This window comes from Paraplanobispora siamensis (assembly GCF_016863175.1).
GTDB classification, from domain to species: Bacteria; Actinomycetota; Actinomycetes; order Streptosporangiales; family Streptosporangiaceae; genus Planobispora; species Planobispora siamensis.
On sequence record NZ_BOOJ01000068.1, the window covers coordinates 74647 to 94203 of the forward strand.

Below are 19557 nucleotides of genomic sequence, written 5' to 3' on the forward strand. Positions count from 1 at the left end.
GGCGACAGACGCCGGCCTCACACGTCCCGCGCCCGGAAGCGGGCGAAGGCGGCCAGCGACAGGGCGAGCGCGGTCCCGGCGAGCAGGACGAAGGCGGCGGAGGGCGGCAGGGCGTCGGGAGCCGGAGCGGGGGCGAACAGGCGCAGGCCCGCGCTGCTCGGCCAGTAGGTCACGAGCATCCGGGCCGGCCACTCCGGCAGCAGGGGCGCCATCGCGGGGAGCAGCAGCAGGAACGTCCCCAGGCTGACCGCTCCCGCCGTCCTGCGGATCAGGAACCCCGTCGCGACGCCGTACAGACTGATCAGGGTCAGGTACAGGCCGGCGCCGGCGATCGCGCCCGGTACGCCGGGATCCGTCAGCGCGCCGGACGGAGCGCCCTGGGCGGCGAGCGCCGCCTGGCTGACCAGGAAGGATCCGAGGGCCAGGAGCGGGCCGCAGGGGAGTACGAGCGCGGCGACGACGGCCGCCTTGCCCGCCAGGAGACGGCCCCGCCGCGGTACGGCGGTCGCGCTGGCCGGCATCGTCCCCGCTGCGTATTCGGAGGTGACGGCCAGCACGCCCAGGGCGTTGACGAGCAACTGAACGAGTACGAGGCCGCGGAAGGCCGACTCCATGGGGTCGAACAGCGCCCGCTCGTCCGCGGCGGCGGCCAGGTGGGCCCGCCCGTTCGAGGTGCCGAACAGGTAGCCGTAGCCCAGGGCGGCCACGAAGGCGCCGGTCGGCAGGTACCAGGTGGAGCGGAGGGTGCGGAGCTTGGTCCATTCCGAGCGCAGGACGGCGGCCCAGGACACCGCCATGGAGGCCGCGGAGGGAGTGGACGGCGCGCCAGCCGGAAGGGACGCGGATGACACGCTCATCGCCCGCCTCCCCCGGAAGCGCCCAGTCCCCCGGAAGCGCCCAGTCCCCCAGATCCGGAGGCGCCGAACTCCACGCTGCCGCGGGTCAGCTCCATGTAGGCCTCCTCAAGCGAGGTCCGGTGCGGTGTCAGCTCGTGCAGCACGATCCCGTGGGTCATCGCGACCTTCGCGATCACCGCGCTCTCCGCCCCCGTCACCGTCAGGGTGTCCTCCGGCTCCCGCCGTACGGCCGCGCCGGCCTCGCGCAGCCGGTGGGCGAGCTCCGGCGCCTCCGGGGTGCGCACCACGACGGTGTCCCGGGAGTTCGCGCGGACGAACTCCGCCAGCCCGGTGTCGGCGAGCAACCGGCCACGGCCGATGATCACCAGGTGGTCGGCGGTCAGCGCCGTCTCGCCCATCAGGTGGCTGGACACCAGCACCGTCCGGCCCTCGGCGGCCAGGTCCCGCATGAGCGTGCGGACCCACACCACGCCCTCGGGGTCGAGGCCGTTGACCGGCTCGTCGAAGATCAGCACCCCCGGATCGCCGAGCAGGGCCGCGGCGATGCCGAGCCGCTGGCCCATGCCGAGGGACAACCCGCCCGCGCGCCGTCCGGCGGCCGGGGAGAGGCCGACGAGCCCGAGCACCTCCTCGACCCGGCGCCGCGGGATGCCGTTGCTCTGCGCCAGGTACAGCAGGTGGTCGCGGACGCGCCTGCGCGGGTGCACCGCGCGGGCCTCCAGCAGCGCCCCCACCTCCCGCATGGGCACGGGCAGGTCGGCGTAGCGGCGCCCGCGGATCGTGGCGGTGCCGCCCGTCGGCGCGTCGAGGCCCAGTATCAGCCGCATCGTGGTCGTCTTGCCCGCGCCGTTCGGGCCGAGGAACCCGGTGACGATGCCCGGCCTGACGTCGAAGCTCAGGTCGTCCACCGCGCGGACCTCGCCGTGGCGCTTGGTCAGCCGTCGTAGCTCGATCATGTGAAGCAGCCTGGGACAGGCGGCTGAGGGTTCCCGGAGAGAATCTGTGAGCCTTCTGCGAGCCGTACGGCCCGCTGTGCCGTCACGGCGTCCCCACGGCGTCCCCATGGTGTCCCCACGGCGGCGTCATCGCGGCGCGCGGGCCGTACCGGCGCCGGCCGCCGCGGATCTCACAGGATCCTCCCAGTCGTCCCCCGGTCCCGGCGAGGCCGGAACCGGGGGGACGACTGGGAGAACGGAGAGAGGGCGGCCCCGCCGGGACCGCCCTCTCATCGCTTACCTGCCGCGGGAGCAGGTGACCTTTCTCAGAACGCGTCCTCCGGCAGCTCCATGAGCTCCTGGTTGGTGGCGGTCAGGATGCGGCGCTCGGCGGCCAGGCGGGGCAGGACGGTCTGGGTGAAGAAGGAGGCGGCTGCGACCTTGCCGGTGTAGAAGGCCTTGTCCGTGTCGGACTCGCCCAGGGCCTTCAGGGCGATCTCGGCCTGGCGCAGGAGCAGCCAGCCGATCACCAGGTCGCCCAGGGAGAGCAGGAACCGGGTGGTGTTGAGGCCGACCTTGTAGACCTCGGCCGGGGTCTCCAGCGAGCCGAGCGCCCAGCCGGCCATGGTGTCGGCCATGGCCTTGACCTCGTCGGCGGCCTCGTCGAGGAGCTTGCGCTCCTCCTTCAGGCGGCCGTTGCCGGCCTCGGAGGCGGCGAAGGCCTTGATGTCGGTGTAGAGCGAACCGAGGGCGATGCCCTGGTTGCGCAGGACCTTGCGGAAGAACAGGTCCAGGCCCTGGATCGCGGTGGTGCCCTCGTAGAGGGAGTCGATCTTGGCGTCCCGGATGTACTGCTCGATCGGGTACTCCTGCAGGTAGCCGGAGCCGCCGAAGGTCTGCAGCGAGCGGGCGAGCATCTCGTAGGAGCGCTCGGAGCCGACGCCCTTGACCAGCGGGAGCAGCAGGTCGTTCATCGCCTCGGCGTGCTCGTCCCGGCGGCCCTCGAACTCGGCGATCTGCACCGCGTCCTGGTAGGTGGCGGTCAGCAGGACCAGCGCCCGCATGCCCTCGGCGTAGGCTTTCTGCAGCATCAGCTCGCGGCGCACGTCCGGGTGGTGGGTGATGGTCACGCGCGGGGCGGACTTGTCGGCCATCTGGGTCAGGTCGGCGCCCTGGACGCGGGACTTGGCGTACTCCAGCGCGTTCAGGTAGCCGGTGGACAGCGTGGCGATGGCCTTCGTGCCGACCATCATGCGGGCCTGCTCGATGACCATGAACATCTGCTTGATGCCCTCGTGCACGTCGCCGACCAGGGTGCCGATCGCCGGGTGCTTGTCGCCGAAGGTGAGCTCGCAGGTCGTGGAGACCTTCAGGCCCATCTTCTTCTCGACGTTGGTGACGTAGACGCCGTTGCGCTCACCGAGCTCGCCGGTCTCCGGGTCCACGTGGTACTTCGGCACCAGGAACATCGACAGGCCCTTGGTGCCGGGGCCGTGGCCCTCGGGGCGGGCCAGCACCAGGTGGAAGATGTTCTCGGCCATGTCGTGCTCGGCGCTGGTGATGAAGCGCTTGACGCCCTCGATGTGCCAGGTGCCGTCGGCCTGCTGTACGGCCCTGGTACGGCCGGCGCCCACGTCGGAGCCCGCGTCGGGCTCGGTGAGCACCATGGTGGAGCCCCACTGCCGCTCGATGGCCAGCTCGGCGAAGCGCTTCTGCTCGTCGTTGCCGATGGTGTGCAGGATGTGGGCGAAACCGGGGCCGCTGGAGTACATCCAGATCGCCGGGTTGGAGCCCAGGATCAGCTCGGCCAGGGCCCAGGCCACGCTGCGCGGCACGCCGGGGCCGCCCAGCTCGGCGGGCAGGTCGAGGTTGGTCCAGCCGGCGTCGCGGAAGGCGGTGAACGACTTCTTGAAGCCCGCGGGCACGGTCACCGAGCCGGTGGCCGCGTCGAAGACCGGCGGGGTGCGGTCGCCCTCCTCGAAGGAGTCGGCGAGCACGCCGGTGGCCATGCGGTTGAGCTCGTCGAGCATGCTGCGGACGATGTCCTCATCCAGCTCGGCGAAGCGGCCGGCGCCCAGGATGTCCCGGCGTCCGAACATCTCGAAGAGATTGAACTCCAGGTCACGGATGTTGCTCTTGTAGTGGCCCATGGGGTCTGCTCCTTGAAACGGGCGAGCCGGGACTCGGGACGTACTGGTGAGTAACCTTACCCGGAATGCTACCCGCCGGTAACCCCTAGAAAACAGCAGGCATAGGGGCGTTTGTCACATGTTCTGAGGGAAGAGCGATCACATGGCGCTTCCCCCGCTCCGCCCGGCTGGTCTCCCGGACCCCCAGCCGCTGCGGAAGGTGCTGGGCCCGGGAGTCATCGCGGCGGGGGTCGGCCTCGCCTCCGGGGAGTTCGTCCTGTGGCCATACATCTCCGCCAACGTCGGCCTGGTCTTCCTGTGGGCGGCGGTGGTCGGAGTGGTCGCGCAGTACTTCCTCAACATGGAGATCGAGCGCTACACGCTCGCCACCGGTGAGACGGCCCTGGCCGGGTTCAGCCGGCTGTGGCGGCACTGGGGTCTGATCTTCGCCCTCATGGCGGTGCTGGCCAACATCTGGCCCGGCTGGGCCACCAGCTCGGCCACCGTGCTCACCTACGCCGTCGGCGGGGGAGACATCGCCGTCATCGCCGTGATCGAGCTGCTGCTGATCGGCGCGGCGCTCACGCTGTCGCCGGTCATCTACCGCACCGTGGAGGCGACCCAGTTCATCAAGGTCGGCGCGGTCATCGTCTTCCTGGTGATCGCCGTGTTCCTGGCCATCACCGGGGACGCCTACCGCGGGCTGGGGGAGGCGGTCACCAGCATCGGCCAGGTCCCCGCCCAGCTCGGCGCGGCCCTGGTGCTGGGCGCCATGGCCTTCGCCGGAGCCGGCGGGGGGCAGAACCTCGTGCAGAGCAACTGGATCCGCGACAAGAACATGGGCATGGGCGCGCGCATCCCTCGCCTGGTCTCGCCGGTGACGGGGGAGGACCAGGCCGCCCCGGCCACCGGGTACGTCTTCGAGCCCGACGAGGCCAACATGGCCCGCTGGCGCGGCTGGTGGCGGGTGGCCAACATCGAGCAGCTCGTCTCGTTCGTGGCCATCACGATCTTCACGATCTTCCTGATGTCGATGCTGGCGTACTCCACCGTCTTCGGAGCCGACACCGCCAGCAACGTGACCTTCCTCAAGACCGAGGGGGAGGTGCTCAACCAGCGGCTGTCGTGGTTCGGCACCTTCTTCTGGTCGATCGGCGCGCTCTCGCTCTTCGCGGCCAGCATGGGCATCTGCGACTACGTGGGCAGGATGGTCGCCGACATCGTCAAGACGGTCTATCTGCCCGGCAGCACGCGGTGGACGGAGAGCCGCGTCTACACCCTCGTCGTCTGGTTCATCGTGCTCTTCGGCATCACGATGATCACGGTCGGCTTCGACCAGCCGATCACGCTGCTGGTGATCTCCGCGAGCGTCGGCGGGATCATGATGTTCCTCTACTCCGCGCTGCTGGCAATCATCAATCGCAAGCTGATCCCCGAGCAGATCCGGATCCGCGGCTACCGCCTGGTGATCGTGCTGCTGGTCTTCGCCTTCTTCGGATACTTCTCGGTGCTGACGCTGATCGACCAGGTGGGCAAGCTCTTCTAGGCTCGTCGCATGGACGGGCTGGAGGAGCTGGGCGGCCGCTGGCGGGCGGACCTCGCCGGGTGGGGCATCCCTCCCGAGATCGCGGCGAAGGCGCCGGCCGATCCGTGGGCGCACTCGCCCGCGCGCTTCGCCGAGCGCACCGACCGCGCGCTGGCGGACCCCGAGGGGCCGACCCTGGCCAGGGTCGCCGAGGCCCTGCCGGAGGGCGGCAGCGTCCTCGACGTGGGCGCGGGCACCGGGGCGGCCTCCCTGCCGCTGGCCGGAGCCGCGGGCGTCCGGGAGTCACGGGCGGCCGCGGGCGCCTCGGAGCCGCCGGTGCGGGCCGGGATCCTGGGCGAGCTGATCGCGGTGGACACCTCGGAGGGGATGCTGGCCGAACTGGCCTCCCGGGCCGCGGCCCTGGGCGTGCCCACGCGGGTGATCCAGGGCCGCTGGCCCGACGTCGCGGGGCAGGCCCCGGTGGCCGACGTCGCGGTGGCCGCCCACGTCGTCTACAACGTGCCGGACCTGGTCCCCTTCCTGGCCGGGCTGACCGCCCACGCCCGCCGCCGGGTCGTCCTGGAGCTCCCGTACCACCACCCGATGAGCTGGCTCAACCCGCTGTGGGCCCACTTCCACGGTGTCGTACGCCCGCAGCGGCCCACGGCCGACGACGTCGCCGCCATCGCCGAGGCCATGGGGTACGGCGTCCGGCGGACGGAGCGGCTGGCCCCGCTGAGCCGGTTCGCGGACATGGAGGCGCTGGCCGAGAGCGCCTGCCGCAGGCTCTGCCTCGACCCCGGCCGGGCGGAGGAGGTCATCGCGGCGGTGACGGCGCTGGACATGTGGCCGGTGCGGCGGGACCGGTGGATCACTCTGTGGTGGGAGCCGTGACCGCCATGGAGCGCATGACGAAACCGGCTTAAGCGTTTAGGAGGTTACGTAACCGGCTTGACGGTTTAGGTGGTGTCGAGATTGGGTGTGCCCATGATTGACATCCACTACGTGACCTTCGACTGCGCGCAGCCGTACGAGCTGGCGACCTTCTGGCGCGACGCCGCGGGCCTGGAGTTCCACCCGGCGACGGACAAGCAGGACGACGAGGTCCTCCTCCTCGGCCCGATCAATCTGCTCTTCATCAAGGTCCCCGAGGGCAAGACCGTCAAGAACCGCGTCCACGTGGACGTCACCGGTTCCGAGGACAGCACGCGCGACCAGGAGGTCGAGCGGCTGCTCGGACTCGGGGCCACGGTTCAGGCCGACCGCCGCAAGCCCGACGGCACCGGCTGGGTCACCATGCTCGACCCCGAGGGCAACGAGTTCTGCGTCTGCCAGGGCAAGGCCGAGCTGGAGGCCCTCAGGGCCGGGGCGGGGCAGGCCTGACCGCCGTACGGCGGCGGCCCGGGACCGGAGGTCAGCGGCCGGGCGGCAGGGAGGCCTGTCCCCGGCCCCGCATGACCAGCGCCAGCACCGCGGTGATCAGATAGACCGCGACACCGCCCTGGAGCGCGTCCAGGGCCGCGCTGAACGGGCCCTCGCCGTCGACGACGAGCTGCACCGGATACATCAGCACGGCGGCGCCGAGCGACGGGTAGAGCGAGAAGCGCCACGGGTGGCGCAGCGCCCACTGCCGGGCCTGCCGGGTCACCCGGTCGCCGGTGTTGGGCCTGGCGACCGCGCCGATGGCGGCGATCAGCGAGAAGAGGCTGACACCCAGGCACAGCGCCCAGGTCACGTCGGCGCTGCCGGGCAGCAGCCAGCCCATGCCGACGCTGGCCGCCGCCACCGCGCCACCGGTCACCGCGGCCGTCTTCCAGGGCGCCCCGTGCAGGGCCGCGCCGGCGAGGGACATCTCGTCACGTCGAGTCAGTTCGTCTTTCATGACATCAGGGTGCCTTCGGCGACCCCCTGTCCACATCGGGGACGAACCCTGGTTCTTACCCCGGCAGATCCATCCGGACCTCAGGGTTTCCCGCCCCGCGTCATGTCGGAGGAAAGCAATCCTCCGCAAATCCTCCGAAGCTCCCCCGCCGGGCCGATGGAAGGGGCACAGCGCCTGCGCGATCGCCCACGGAAGGCCCCGCGCACGGCATTTCCGGCTCATGGAGGAGCTTTTCTATGAACACGTCTGTCTCTTCGCGCTTCGGCATGCCCGGCCGGCGTCGTGCGGTCTCCCTGCTCGCGGCCGCCGCCCTGACCTCCGGCGCGCTGGCGGCCACCGCGGCCCCCGCCTCCGCCGTCACCGTCCCCGTCTGCGCCACCCCCGGATTCGCGGCCCCGGTCACCTACCCCACCGCGAACATGGTGCTCTTCACGGCGACGGCCGACTTCAACAACGACCACAAGGCCGACCTCGCGACGTACGGACACGGCGGCGGCGACATCGAGGTGCTGACCGGTAACGGTGACGGGACCTTCGACCCCGCCGTGGGCGCCGACCCCGGCATGGCCTCGGCGAGCCGCCTCGCCACGGGCGACATCACCTCCGACGTGGACAGCAGCATCGACATCGTCGTGGCGGACTCCGCGAGCGGTACGGTCCGGGTCCTGCCCGGCAACGGCGACGGGACCTTCGGCGCGCCCATCACCACCCCGACGATTCTGAACGCCTCGATGGTCATCCCGGGTGACTTCGACGACGACGACCGGCTCGACGTGCTGGTGACCAGCGGCAGCAACAACAACTCGATCATGCTCGGCAACGGCGACGGCACCTTCAAGGCGCCTGCTCCCACCGGCTTCACGGGATATGCGCCCCTTGCCGCCGTGGCCGACTTCGACGGCGACGGCGACGACGACGTGGCGTTCGGTGACGGCAGCATGATGGGCACCAACGGGATCGAGGTCTTCCCCAGCAACGGCGACGGCAGCTTCGGCCTTTCCACCGCCTACGGCGCGGGAACGAGCGCCCTGTTCGTCTCCACGGCCGACTTCAACGGCGACCACGAGGCCGACCTGATCTCCAGCGGCATGGGCGACGGAATGGTGCTGCTCGGCAACGGCGACGGCAGCTTCCAGAGCGCGCTTCCCTACACCGGGAACGGCGGCCTGGGGTGGCCCACGCTGGGTGACTACAACGGCGACGGGAAGACGGACGCCGCCTTCGCGTCCCCGATGGGCGGCTCGCTGCTTCTCGGCAAGGGTGACGGCACCTTCCAGGCGCCCGTCTCCTTCAACGGCGGCAGCATGGGAATGGACATGGTCAGCGGCCGCTTCGACGCCGACAACCGGAGCGACCTGGCGACGTCGAGCGGGCTGGCGCAGGGCGTCTCGGTCCTGCTGAGCACCTGCGGCACCTCCGCCACTCCCACGCCGGCGGTCAAGCCCAAGCCGGTCGTCGAGCCCAAGCCGACGGTCAAGCCCAAGCCGGCCACCAAGCCCGCGCTGAAGTGGAAGACGAAGGTCAAGCTGGAGAAGCCGAAGCTGGAGAAGGCCAAGCTGAAGAAGGCCAAGAAGATCCGCGGCGGCGGCGTCAAGTAAGCGCCCCCGCTCACGGCGGCACGCCCCTCCCGGTTCCCCGGCGAGGGGCGTGCCGCCGTATTGGCTAGGTTGATCGGCATGTCAGTGGAATTCCGCCCCGCCCGCCTCGACGACCTCCCGCACATCGTGGCCATGATCGCCGACGACTCCATCGCCGCCGCCCGGACCGGCACCTACGGCCGGGAGCACCGCGAGGCGTTCGAGGCGATCGAGGCCGACCCGAACAACGAGCTGATCGTGGCCGAGCGGGAGGGAGAGGTGGTCGGCACCATGCAGCTGACCTACATCCCGGGGATCTCCCGGCGCGGCTCCCTGCGCCTGCAGGTCGAGGCCGTCCGGATCGCCGCGCCCCTGCGCGGGCAGGGGCTGGGCGGGACGATGATGCGCTGGGCGATCGAGCGGGGCCGCGAGCGCGGCTGCACGGTGGTCCAGCTCACCACCGACAAGCGGCGCAAGGACGCCCACCGCTTCTACGACTCCCTGGGCTTCGTCGCCTCCCACGAGGGGTTCAAGCTCATCCTGGACTGAGCGCCCCGGCCGGGCGCCGTCCCGAGGGCTCAGACGGGAGCGATCTCCACGAGGTTGTCGTGATAGACGGCGCCACGGCCCAGGTCGGCATCCCGTTCCTCCACCACCGCGTTGACACCGGCCCCGTCCGGGTTCAGCTTGGGCCAGTGCCCCTTGGCGGAGGCCACCACGCCGGGCCGTACCTTCTCGCTGATCTCCACCTCGGCCTCGAACCCGCCCCCGGCGTTGAACACCCGCACCCGCTGCCCGGCGGCCAGGCCCCGGTCCGCCGCGTCCGACGGGTTGACCAGGATCCGCGGGCCCTTGGCGCGGCGCAGCAGCTCGGGGTTGTTGCCGAAGGTCGTGTTGAGGAAGGTGTGGGAGGCGGGGGTGATCAGTGTCAGCGGGTACGGTCCGCCGGCGGCCGCAGCCGTGTGCGGCGGGACGTAGGCCGCCCCCCGGGGGAAGCGCAGCCGGCCCGAGGGGGTGGGGAAGCCGCCGTCGGCGAACGGCGCGAACGGCTGCGGCACGTTGAGCCGGACCCAGCCCTCCTTCCGCAGCCGGTCCACCGTGATCCCGTCCAGGGACGGGTGCCCCGAGGAGAGCAGCTGCTCGGCCAGCTCCAGGTCGGAGTCGAACAGCGACGGCTCGGTCAGGCCCATGTGCCCGGCCAGGCGGCGGAACGTCTCGGTGGTGGACAGGCACTCGCCCGGCGGCTCGACGGCCGGTTCGTTCCACATCAGATACATGTGCCCGTATCCCGCGTGCAGGTCCATGTGCTCGATCTGCATGGTCGCGGGCAGCACGATGTCGGCGTAGTCCACGGTGTCGGTGGGGAACTGCTCCATCACGACCGTGAACAGGTCCTCGCGCAGGAGCTTCTCGCGGATGCGGTTCTGGTCGGGGGAGGAGCCCACCGGGTTGGCGGTGTAGACCCACAGGCACTTCACCGAATCATCCAGTTCGGTGGCGAGCCTGGTCATGGTGAGCGTGCGGACCGGCCCCGGCAGCAGGTCGTTGCGGGTGTCGATGTCCAGGTGGATGTGACCGCTGGTGGAGTAGGCGACCCCGCCGCCGGGGTGGCGCCAGTCGCCGGTCACCCCGGGGATGGCGGCGATCACGCGCATCGCGGCGCCGCCGCCCGCGTGCCGCTGGATGCCCATGGTGGCGCGGATGCCGGTGGGCCGGGTGTGCGCCAGGCGCAGGCCCAGGGCCCGGATGTCGGCCTCGGGCAGCCCGGTGATCTCGGCGACGCGCGCCGGGGGATGGCGCAGGATCTCCTCGCGGAACGCCTCCCAGTTGTCCGTGTGGTCGTCCAGGTAGTCGCGATCCTCCGCACCCTCGGCCAGCACGACGTGCAGCAGCCCGAGCGCCAGGGCCGCGTCGGTGCCCGGCCGGATCGGCAGGTGCTCGTCGGCCTGCTCGGCGGTGCGGGTGCGGATCGGGTCGATCGCCACCACGTACGCCCCGGCCGCGCGGGCGTCCTGGATGAACTTCCACAGGTGGTGCCCGCTGGTCAGCGTGTTGGTGCCCCAGAGCAGGATCAGCTTCGACAGGGCGAAGTTCTCGGGGTCCATCCCGCCGGGCGTGCCGTTGGTCTTCACCAGGCCGACGTTGCCCGCGGTGGAGCAGATGTTCAGGAAGTGCCGGGAGGCGCCCAGGACGTTCCAGAACCGCCGGCCCGCGACGCCCTCGCATCCCTGCAGGTACCCCAGGCTCCCGGTGCCGTTGTAGGGCCAGATCGCCTCGCCGCCGTGCTCGTCGACGATCGCGCGCAGCCGTACGGAGATCTCCTCCAGGGCCTCGTCCCAGGAGATCCGCTCGAAGCGGCCCGACCCCTTGGGGCCGACCCGCCGCATCGGGTACAGGATGCGGTCGGCGGCCCCGGCGTGCTCCAGATAGCGGTTGACCTTCACGCAGAGCGCGCCGCGCGTGTAGGGGTGGTCGGGGTTGCCGCGCATGCCGACGGCCTTGCCGTCCTCGACCGTGACGACCCACGAGCACGTGTCCGGACAATCCAGAGGACATGCCCCCAGAACCCGCAATTCACCCTGCATACCTCGACTTTACCCGGGCAGGTCCGCGGCGTAGGCGTAGGCGAAGGTCGCGGCGGCGATTGCGCCGGTGTTCACCGTCAGGGCCCTTGCGTCGATGTTGTCGATGGTGTCGCACGCCTGGTGGTAGCACGGGTCGTAGGCCGTCCCCGCCGTGCCGCCGAACCGCTGGGCCTCCTCGGCGGTCTTGATCTCCTCGGCGCCGGTGAACACGCCGCCCGACGGGATGCCGGCCGCGATGAAGGGGCCGTAGTCGGAGCGGCCGGTGAAGTCGTCGCCGGTGTACGGCAGGCCGGCGGCCGTGTAGTACGACTCGAAGAACTTCTCGATCTCGTCCGAGCCGGGCGGGCCGGCCGGGGACCCGACGGCGTCGGAGTCGTCACCGTCGTAGATGGAGAAGACGTAGTTGGGAGAGGCGATCATGTCGAAGTTCAGGTACATCTTGATCTTCGCCTTCTCCTCCGGGGGAAGGCTCGTCACATAGTGCTGGGACCCCAGCAGGCCGAGCTCCTCGGCGCCCCAGAAGGCGAAGCGCAGCCTGTTCACGGTGGGCAGCATGGCCGCCTTCAGCGCGGTCTCCAGTACGGCCGCGCTGCCCGAGCCGTTGTCGTTGATCCCCGGCCCCTCGTCGACGCTGTCCAGGTGGGCGCCCACCATGACGACCTTCGACGGGTCGCCCCGGCGGCTCTCGGCCAGCACGTTGCGCGTCCTGCGCTTCGGGTCGCTCTGGGTGTTCGCGACCAGGGAGACGGTCGTCCCGGGCGCGGACAGCTCCTGGCCGATCGCGAAGGTGGTCCCGACGACGGGGATGCGCGTGTTCGGCGCGCCGAGGTTGCCGCGCAGCAGGCGGCGGCGGTCGGCGTCGCCCTCGCCCTCCTGGCCCTCGTTGAAGATGATCACGCCTCCGGCCCCGGCGGCCTGGGCGTTCTCGGCCTTGACCTGGAAGGTGCAGGTGCCGCGCTGGACCAGCGCGATGTCACCCGGCGGGAACCCGGCGAAGTCGCCCGCCTCGCACCCGGAGGTGGAGGTGTTGACCGCGCCCGGCGGCAGGGTGAGGTCCACGGGCCGCACGGCGGCGGTGACCCGGCCCGAGCCGGAGTACACCATGGTCGTGAAGTCCGTTTCGCGCGTGTAGACCTTCGGCTGGGGCGAGACCCTGCTCACGGTGGTCTCGGTGATCTCCCGGAAGAACGGGAACTCGAACTCCTGCAGGGTGACCGCGTACCCGGCCCTGCGCAGCCGGCCGGCCACGTAGGCGGCCGAGGCGTCGTACCCGGAGGTGCCCGCGGCGCGGTTGCCGCCGTTGGCGTCGGCGATCTCCTGGAACGTCTGCAGGTGCCGCCTGACGAAGGGGACCGTGACCATCTGGCGGCGCAGTACGGGATCGGGGGCGATGACCCGGGCGATCCGCGTGGCCTGCGTGGCCCGTGCGGCTCGCACGGCCTGTTCGAGCGGCGGCGATGAGGCCGACACGACCGGAGCCGACACGACCGGGGCCGGTTCGGCGGGCAGGGCCGAGACCGGGGCGGCGGACAGGGCCACGGCCGACGCCGTGACGAGGACGGCCGGCAGAGCCCAGTGCGCGCGAGTGCGCATGCGAGAACCCCTCTGACTCCATCGGGAGCGGGAAAGTCCCCGCGACCACGTCAGGCGGGGTACGGAGCCAGCCTGGCAGGTGCCACCTGGGTCGATCCAATCGCCGTGGCGGGAGGAAAGGTCAATTCTCCATCTCGGAGAGATACGCGATGTTGGCCATGTCCTCGTCGTCGGTGCTGGGAGAGCCGTCGAACCAGGCGTCCAGGATCTCCCCCAGAAGCGGGACCGAGGTGAGCCGCAGACTGAGGGCCAGCACGTTGGCGTCGTTCCATTTACGCGCCCCGGCCGCGGTCGCCGCGTCCACGCACAGCGCCGCGCGCACGCCGGGCACCTTGTTCGCCGCGATCGACGCCCCGGTCCCGGTCCAGCAGCACACGACCGCCTGGTCGGCGACCCCCTCGACCACGTCGCGGGCCGCCCTCGCGCAGCACCACGCCCAGTCGGCCCGCCCGCCGGAGACGGCGCCGTGGGCGATGACCGTGTGCCCGCGTCCCTCCAGTTCCGAGATCAGAACGGGCGCCACACCGTCGAGACTGTCGGAGGCCAGTGAGATACGCATGACTCCATTGTGGACACTGGAGGGAAAGATCAGTGATGCACCTGTAATACGAAACGGGCAGAATCACTCCCAGTGAAGGACACCAAGGAACGCGACGAGACGACGACCGGCGGCAGGCCGCCGGTTGGGGATGACCCCGTCGTACTCGTCGTCGAGCCGCTGCTCCCGCAGCGCATCCGCCGTCCCTCGGACGCCCTGCGGTTCCTGGCCACCCTGGTGGTCCTGGCGGCGGTCATCCTGCTCGCGCTGGTGGCGAAGAAGACGCTCAACGGGCTGGAGGCCGACGTGGCCGACGGCACGAGGCGCGTGCCGTTCCTGCTGAGCGGCCTGGTCGGCGTGCTGGGCGGCGTCGCCATGCTCGGCATCCCCACCGCCTACGCGGTCGAGCGGGTGCTCCACCGCGACGGCCTGCGCGTGGCGGAAGGGCTGTTCGCGGCCATCGCCGGGATGGTGCTGTCCTTCGTCCTCGGCGAGTGGATCCTCACCGCCGGCCCCGAGGACCTGCGGCTGCTGCTCACCGGCGGCAGAACCGGGGTCGAGCCGCTCAACACCCTGCTCACCTCGGTCATCGCCTACGTCACGGCGATGCGCATCTCCCGCCGCCCCACCTGGCGCGCGGCCCTGTGGACGGCCGTCGGGGTCAACGCGGTCGCGCTGTTCGCCGGCCTGGCCGCCACCGTCCTGGGCATCATCGTCTCGATCCTCGTCGGCCTCGCGGTCGGGTTCGCCACGCTGTACGGCATCGGCAGCCCCAACACCCGCCCGCCGGGCAGCGCGATCGTCGCCGCGGTCCGCAAGCTGGGCTTCCACCCGGTCAAGGCCCGCAGGCTGGAGGACGACCACCAGGGCAGCCGCAGATACGCCATCGGCCTGAGGGACGGCGAACGCCTCGACGTCACCGTCCTCGACCGCGACCGCCAGGTCGCCGGCCTGCTCTACCGCCTCTGGCGCCGGATCCGGCTCAACTCCGAGACCCGCCGCCGGGCCATCCGCTCGCTCCGCGCCGAGCTGGAGCGCGAGGCCCTGATGGCCTACGCCACGCAGGCCGCCGGGGTCGGCAGCCCCCGGCTGGTCGGCACGAGCGAGATCGGCGCCGAGGCCGCGCTGCTCGTCTACGAGCACACCGGCACCCGCGCGCTGGCCGACATCTCCGACGAGGAGATCGACGACCACCTGCTCGCCCAGGTCTGGGAGCAGGTCCTGCTCCTGCAGGTCCAGCGGCTGGCCCACCGCAGGCTGACCGGCGACAGCATCCACGTCGACAACGAGGGACGGGTCGTCCTGATGGACGCCCGCAGCGGCGAGATCGCCGCCGGCGACCTGCTGCTCCGCCTCGACATCGCCCAGTTGCTCACCTACCTCAGCCTGCGGGTCGGCGCCGAGCGCTCGGTCCGCGCCGCGGCGGCCGTGGCCGGGGCGAACACGCTGGCCGCCGCGATGCCGCTGCTGCAGCGCATCGCCCTCACCCGCGAGACCAGGGCCGCCCTGAACAAGGGCAACAAGGAGCTGCTGACCGCGATCCGCGAGGAGATCGTCGCGCTCGGACCCAAGGCGGAGGCCGAGGAGGTCCGGCTGGAGCGGTTCCGCCCGCGGACCCTCGTCACGATCATCGCCAGCGCCTTCGCGGCGTACTTCGTGGTCTACTACCTGACCCAGCTCAACCTGAACATCATCACCTCGGCGAAGTGGGGCTGGACGGGGGCGGCCTTCGCCGCCGCGATGCTGAGTTACGTGGCCGCCGCGCTGATGCTGATGGGCTTCGTGCCGGAGAAGCTCCCGCTGGGCCGTACCGTGCTCGCGCAGTTCGCCGGATCGTTCGTCAAGCTGGTCGCCCCGGCCGCGGTGAGCGGCGTCGCCATCAACACCCGCTATCTGCAGAAGCGCGGGATCCCGCCGGGCCAGGCGATGGCCAGCGTGGGCGCCTCCCAGTTCGTCGGCCTGGCCTTCCACATCGGGCTGCTGCTGCTGTTCGCCTACATCACCGGCTCCGGCACGGCCGAGTCCTTCACCCCGTCGCGCACGCTGGTGTTCGTGCTGCTGGCCGTGGCGGTGCTGATCGTCGTCATGGTGGGCATCCCCAAGCTGCGGCGGATGGTCACCTCACGCCTGCGCTCGCTGTTCTCGGGCGTCCTGCCGCGCCTGCTGGACGTGCTCCAGTCCCCCAGGAAGATCGCCGAGGGGTTCACCGGCACCCTGCTGCTGACGATCTTCTTCGTCGTCTGCCTCGACGCCTGCGTCCGGGCCTTCGGCGGCTCCCTCAACTTCGCCGCCGTCGCCGTGGTCTTCCTCGCCGGCAACGCCATCGGCTCGGCCGCCCCCACCCCCGGCGGCCTGGGCGCGGTGGAGGCCGCCCTCATCGGCGGCCTCACCCTCGCCGGCCTGCCGCAGGGGATCGCCACCCCCGCGGTGCTGCTGTTCCGGCTGCTCACCTTCTGGTTCCCGGTCCTGCCGGGGTGGGCCTCGTTCACCTACCTGCAGCGCAACGAGGCCCTGTGACGCGTTCCCCGGCCCGGAGGGCTCAGGCCCAGAGGTTGATGCCGGCCTCGACCGCGTCCTTGTCGATCGCCGCCAGCTCCTCGGGGGTGAACGAGAGGTTCTCCACCGCCGCGAGGCTGTTCTCCAGCTGCGCCACGCTGCTCGCGCCGATCAGCACCGAGGTCACCCGCCTGTCGCGCAGCGCCCAGGCCAGGGCCATCTGCGCCAGCGACTGGCCGCGCGCCGCCGCGATCTCGTTGAGCGTGCGGACGTGCCGCATGGTCTCCTCGGTGAGCATCTCCGGCTTGAGGAAGTGCCCCAGCGACGCGCGCGACCCCTCCGGGATCCCGTTGAGATAACGGTCGGTCAGCATGCCCTGGGCCAGCGGCGAGAACGCGATGCAGCCCACGCCCTCGGTCTCCAGCACGTCCAGCAGCCCGCCCTCGATCCACCGGTTCAGCATCGAGTAGGACGGCTGGTGGATCAGCAGCGGCGTCCCCATCTCCCGCAGGATCCGCGCGGCCTCGGCGGTCTGCTCGGGAGAGTAGGACGAGATCCCGGCGTACAGCGCCTTGCCGGAACGGACCGCGTGGTCCAGCGCGCCCATCGTCTCCTCCAGCGGCGTGTCCGGGTCGAACCGGTGGCTGTAGAAGATGTCGACGTACTCCAGGCCCATCCGCTTGAGCGACTGGTCCAGGCTGGCCAGCAGGTACTTGCGCGAGCCCCACTCGCCGTACGGCCCGGGCCACATGTCGTAGCCCGCCTTGGTCGAGATGACCAGCTCGTCGCGGTAGGGCGCGAAGTCCTCGCGGAAGTGCCGCCCGAAGTTGGTCTCCGCCGAGCCGTACGGCGGGCCGTAGTTGTTGGCCAGGTCGAAGTGGGTCACCCCGAGGTCGAAGGCCCGGCGCAGGATGTCCCGCTGGACCCCGAAGGGCTTGTCGTCGCCGAAGTTGTGCCACAGGCCCAGCGAGACCGCGGGCAGCCTGAGCCCGCTCCTGCCGGCCCTGTTGTACGGCTGCCGCCCGTCGTAACGGTCGGCGGCGGCGATGTATGTCACTGCGTCACCTTCGATGTGTCGAGAATCCAGGAGAGGGTGAAGGCCTCCTCACGCCAGGAGTCGTACCTGCCGCTTCGGCCGCCGTGCCCGGCGCCCATCTCCGTCTTGAGCAGGAACGGCCCGCCCTTGGCGACCTCGCGGAGCCTGGCGACCCACTTGGCGGGCTCGTGGTAGAGGACCCGGGTGTCGTTGAGGCTCGTGATCGCCAGAATCGGCGGGTAGACCTGCCCGCTTACGTTCTCATAGGGCGAGTACGACTTCATGTAGTGGTACACGTCCGGGTTGTGCAGGGGATCACCCCACTCGTCCCATTCGATGACCGTGAGCGGGAGCGACGGGTCGAGGATCGAGGTCAGCGGGTCCACGAACGGCACCTCGGCGACCACGCCCGCGAACAGCTCCGGCGCGAGGTTGGCGACGGCGCCCATCAGCAGCCCGCCGGCCGAGCCGCCGCGCGCGACCACGCTGGAGGACCAGCCGGTGGCCTTGAGGTGCTCGGCGCAGGCGACGAAGTCGGTGAAGGTGTTCTTCTTGTGCTGGAACTTGCCGTCCTCGTACCACCGGCGGCCCATCTCGCCGCCACCCCTGACGTGGGCGATGGCGAAGACGAAGCCCCGGTCGAGCAGGCTCAGCCTGGCCACCGAGAACGACGGGTCGATCGAGATCTCGTAGCTGCCGTAGCCGTACAGCACCGTTGGGGCGGGCCGCTCGGTGCCCTTCTTGACCGCGATCGAGATCGGGACGCGGGTGCCGTCCGAGGCGGTGGCCCACTCGCGGAACTGCTCGTAGTCGTCGGGGTCGTAGCCGCCGAGCACGGGCCTGCGCTTGAGCAGTATCAGCTCGCGGCTCCGCAGGTCGAAGTCGTAGACCGAGGGCGGAGTGATCATGCTGGCGTAGCCGAGCCGGAGGCGGCCGGTGACGAACTCGGGGTTGCCCGAGGGGGCCACGTCGTAGATCGGCTCGGGGAAGGGGATCTCGTACGCCGCCGCCAGGAGCGCGTCACGGTCGGTGCCGCCCTCCGTGGGCAGCACGCGGATGCCGGTGAGGCCGTCCCGGCGGAAGTGCACCACGATGTGACTGGCGAACGCCTCGACGTCGAGCAGCCGGGTGTCCTCGCGGTGCTCGACCAGCGGCGTCCAGGTGCCGGGGTCCTCGATCGGGGCCGTGGCCACCTCGAAGTTCTCGGCGTTGCGGTTGTGCAGGATCAGGAAGCGGTCGCCCGCGTGGTCGATGCCGTACTCGACGCCGGTCTTGCGGGGCCGTACGACGCGGAACTCGCCGGTCGGGTCGTCCGCCTCCAGGATGCGGACCTCGCTGGTGATCTTGCTCCCGGCGGAGAGGACGAGGTAGCGCTCGCTGCGGGTCAGGCCGATGCCGATCCAGAACCGCTCGTCGGTCTCCTCGTAGACGAGGACGTCGTCGGCGGCCGGGGTGCCGATCACGTGCCGGTGCACCTTGTCGGGCCGCCAGGCCTCGTCGACCGTCGTGTAGAAGAACGTGCTGCCGTCGGCCGCCCAGGCGCCGCCGTAGAAGATGCCGGGGATCTCGTCGGGGAGGGTCTCGCCGGTGACGAGGTTCTTCACCTTCAGGGTGAAGCGCTCGTCGCCGGTGAAGTTGACGGAGTAGGCCAGGAGGGTGCCGTCCGGACTCACCGCGCTGGTGCCGATGGCGAAGAAGTCGCTGTCGCCGGCCAGCTCGTTGCCGTCGAGCAGGATCTGCTCGCCGGGCAGCGACTCGTCGGCCTTCAGGTCGGGCGGAGTCTCCCCGTCGGCGGGCACCCGGCACTGGATGCCGTACTGCTTGCCCTCCTCGGTCCGGGAGTAGTACCACCAGTCACCCTTGCGGGTGGGGACGGACAGGTCGGTCTCCAGCGTCCGGCCCTTGATCTCCTGGAAGATCGTCTCCTGGAGGGGCTTCAGATGGGCGGTCGTGTGCTGGGTGTAGGCGTTCTCAGCTTCGAGATGGGCGATGGTCTCCGGGTCGTCCTTGGCCATCAGCCACGCGTAGTCATCGACCACGGTGTCCCCGTGGTGCACCCGCTCGCTGGGAACCTTCTTCGCCGTAGGCGGCGTCTCGATGCTCACGCGCCGAGTCTATGTTTCCGGTCCCGCCGGTTCCGGATGAGCCGGAACGCCGTGCCGTGGGTTTCGCGGTTCTGTCCCGAGTGGTCATCGGGGACTGCTAATCTTTTGACGTCGCCAAGATCCGGCGCAAACCACTCCATTCACTCCGGTGACTTCGATGTGGGCTGCCCTGTGCTTGTCGACAACTCCTTGAAACCAACGGTTCCGGAGATCGGTTCGCAGAACTGCTCAATGGCTGGTAAGTTCGAGGGGTTGCCTCGGAGACGGGGCGGTCGGAATTCCCGGCAGATCAGCTCGAA

At 70.7% G+C, this 19557-nt stretch carries 15 protein-coding genes; 6 read left to right on the forward strand and 9 right to left on the reverse strand.

Going from position 1 to position 19557, the window contains the following annotated elements; genetic code table 11:
* Window positions 1–17: 17 nt before the first annotated feature.
* The 3 genes from Psi01_RS36100 to Psi01_RS36110 all read right to left on the reverse strand — a co-directional run bounded on the left by Psi01_RS36100 (window position 18) and on the right by Psi01_RS36110 (window position 3942).
* Window positions 18–857, reverse strand: coding sequence for a hypothetical protein (locus Psi01_RS36100; protein ID WP_204068651.1), 840 nt, complete (start codon window positions 855–857; stop codon window positions 18–20).
* Window positions 854–1813 carry an ATP-binding cassette domain-containing protein gene (locus Psi01_RS36105; RefSeq protein ID WP_204068652.1) on the reverse strand — a complete coding sequence of 320 codons (960 nt, stop codon included), beginning with the start codon at window positions 1811–1813 and terminating at the stop codon, window positions 854–856. Before Psi01_RS36105 ends, Psi01_RS36100 begins: the two co-directional genes overlap by 4 nt.
* A gap of 305 nt (window positions 1814–2118) precedes the next feature.
* Window positions 2119–3942 (reverse strand): acyl-CoA dehydrogenase, encoded by a 1824-nt coding sequence (locus Psi01_RS36110; RefSeq protein WP_204068653.1) that lies wholly within the window; start codon window positions 3940–3942, stop codon window positions 2119–2121.
* Window positions 3943–4084: 142 nt separating this feature from the next.
* Here Psi01_RS36110 and Psi01_RS36115 point away from each other — a divergent pair, with 142 nt between their 5' ends.
* The 3 genes from Psi01_RS36115 to Psi01_RS36125 all read left to right on the forward strand — a co-directional run bounded on the left by Psi01_RS36115 (window position 4085) and on the right by Psi01_RS36125 (window position 6829).
* Window positions 4085–5467, forward strand: coding sequence for an Nramp family divalent metal transporter (locus Psi01_RS36115; RefSeq protein ID WP_204068654.1), 1383 nt, complete (start codon window positions 4085–4087; stop codon window positions 5465–5467).
* A 9-nt stretch (window positions 5468–5476) separates the two neighbouring features.
* Complete coding sequence (locus Psi01_RS36120) at window positions 5477–6340, forward strand: class I SAM-dependent methyltransferase (RefSeq protein ID WP_239128280.1); 864 nt, start codon at window positions 5477–5479, stop codon at window positions 6338–6340.
* A gap of 93 nt (window positions 6341–6433) precedes the next feature.
* Window positions 6434–6829 (forward strand): VOC family protein, encoded by a 396-nt coding sequence (locus tag Psi01_RS36125; RefSeq protein WP_204068655.1) that lies wholly within the window; start codon window positions 6434–6436, stop codon window positions 6827–6829.
* Window positions 6830–6860: 31 nt separating this feature from the next.
* On the opposite strand, the gene Psi01_RS36130 is transcribed toward Psi01_RS36125, so the two are convergent.
* The gene (locus Psi01_RS36130) at window positions 6861–7328 is read right to left on the reverse strand and encodes a hypothetical protein (protein ID WP_204068656.1); all 468 of its coding nucleotides are present in this window, start codon (window positions 7326–7328) and stop codon (window positions 6861–6863) included.
* A 236-nt stretch (window positions 7329–7564) separates the two neighbouring features.
* On the opposite strand from Psi01_RS36130, the gene Psi01_RS36135 reads away from it, so the two are divergent.
* Window positions 7565–8926 (forward strand): FG-GAP repeat domain-containing protein, encoded by a 1362-nt coding sequence (locus Psi01_RS36135; protein WP_204068657.1) that lies wholly within the window; start codon window positions 7565–7567, stop codon window positions 8924–8926.
* Window positions 8927–9004: 78 nt separating this feature from the next.
* Entirely contained in the window at window positions 9005–9454 is a 450-nt protein-coding gene (locus Psi01_RS36140) for a GNAT family N-acetyltransferase (RefSeq protein WP_204068658.1), read from the forward strand.
* Between the two features lie 29 nt (window positions 9455–9483).
* On the opposite strand, the gene Psi01_RS36145 is transcribed toward Psi01_RS36140, so the two are convergent.
* The 3 genes from Psi01_RS36145 to Psi01_RS36155 all read right to left on the reverse strand — a co-directional run bounded on the left by Psi01_RS36145 (window position 9484) and on the right by Psi01_RS36155 (window position 13642).
* On the reverse strand, window positions 9484–11490 hold the full coding sequence (locus Psi01_RS36145; RefSeq protein WP_204068659.1) for a molybdopterin-containing oxidoreductase family protein: 2007 nt from the start codon (window positions 11488–11490) through the stop codon (window positions 9484–9486).
* 9 nt (window positions 11491–11499) lie between these two features.
* Window positions 11500–13083 (reverse strand): M28 family metallopeptidase, encoded by a 1584-nt coding sequence (locus Psi01_RS36150; protein WP_239128281.1) that lies wholly within the window; start codon window positions 13081–13083, stop codon window positions 11500–11502.
* A gap of 121 nt (window positions 13084–13204) precedes the next feature.
* Complete coding sequence (locus Psi01_RS36155) at window positions 13205–13642, reverse strand: RpiB/LacA/LacB family sugar-phosphate isomerase (RefSeq protein WP_204068660.1); 438 nt, start codon at window positions 13640–13642, stop codon at window positions 13205–13207.
* A 72-nt stretch (window positions 13643–13714) separates the two neighbouring features.
* On the opposite strand from Psi01_RS36155, the gene Psi01_RS36160 reads away from it, so the two are divergent.
* Window positions 13715–16138, forward strand: a complete 2424-nt coding sequence (locus Psi01_RS36160) for a lysylphosphatidylglycerol synthase transmembrane domain-containing protein (protein WP_204068661.1) — start codon at window positions 13715–13717, stop codon at window positions 16136–16138.
* Window positions 16139–16160: 22 nt separating this feature from the next.
* Here the strand turns inward: Psi01_RS36160 and mgrA are convergent, their stop codons facing one another.
* Window positions 16161–17174 carry an L-glyceraldehyde 3-phosphate reductase gene (mgrA, locus tag Psi01_RS36165; RefSeq protein ID WP_204068662.1) on the reverse strand — a complete coding sequence of 338 codons (1014 nt, stop codon included), beginning with the start codon at window positions 17172–17174 and terminating at the stop codon, window positions 16161–16163.
* A complete protein-coding gene (locus Psi01_RS36170) occupies window positions 17171–19258 on the reverse strand; it encodes a S9 family peptidase (protein ID WP_204068663.1) in 2088 nt (695 codons plus the stop codon). The genes mgrA and Psi01_RS36170 overlap by 4 nt, the downstream gene beginning before the upstream one ends.
* Window positions 19259–19557 lie beyond the last annotated feature (299 nt).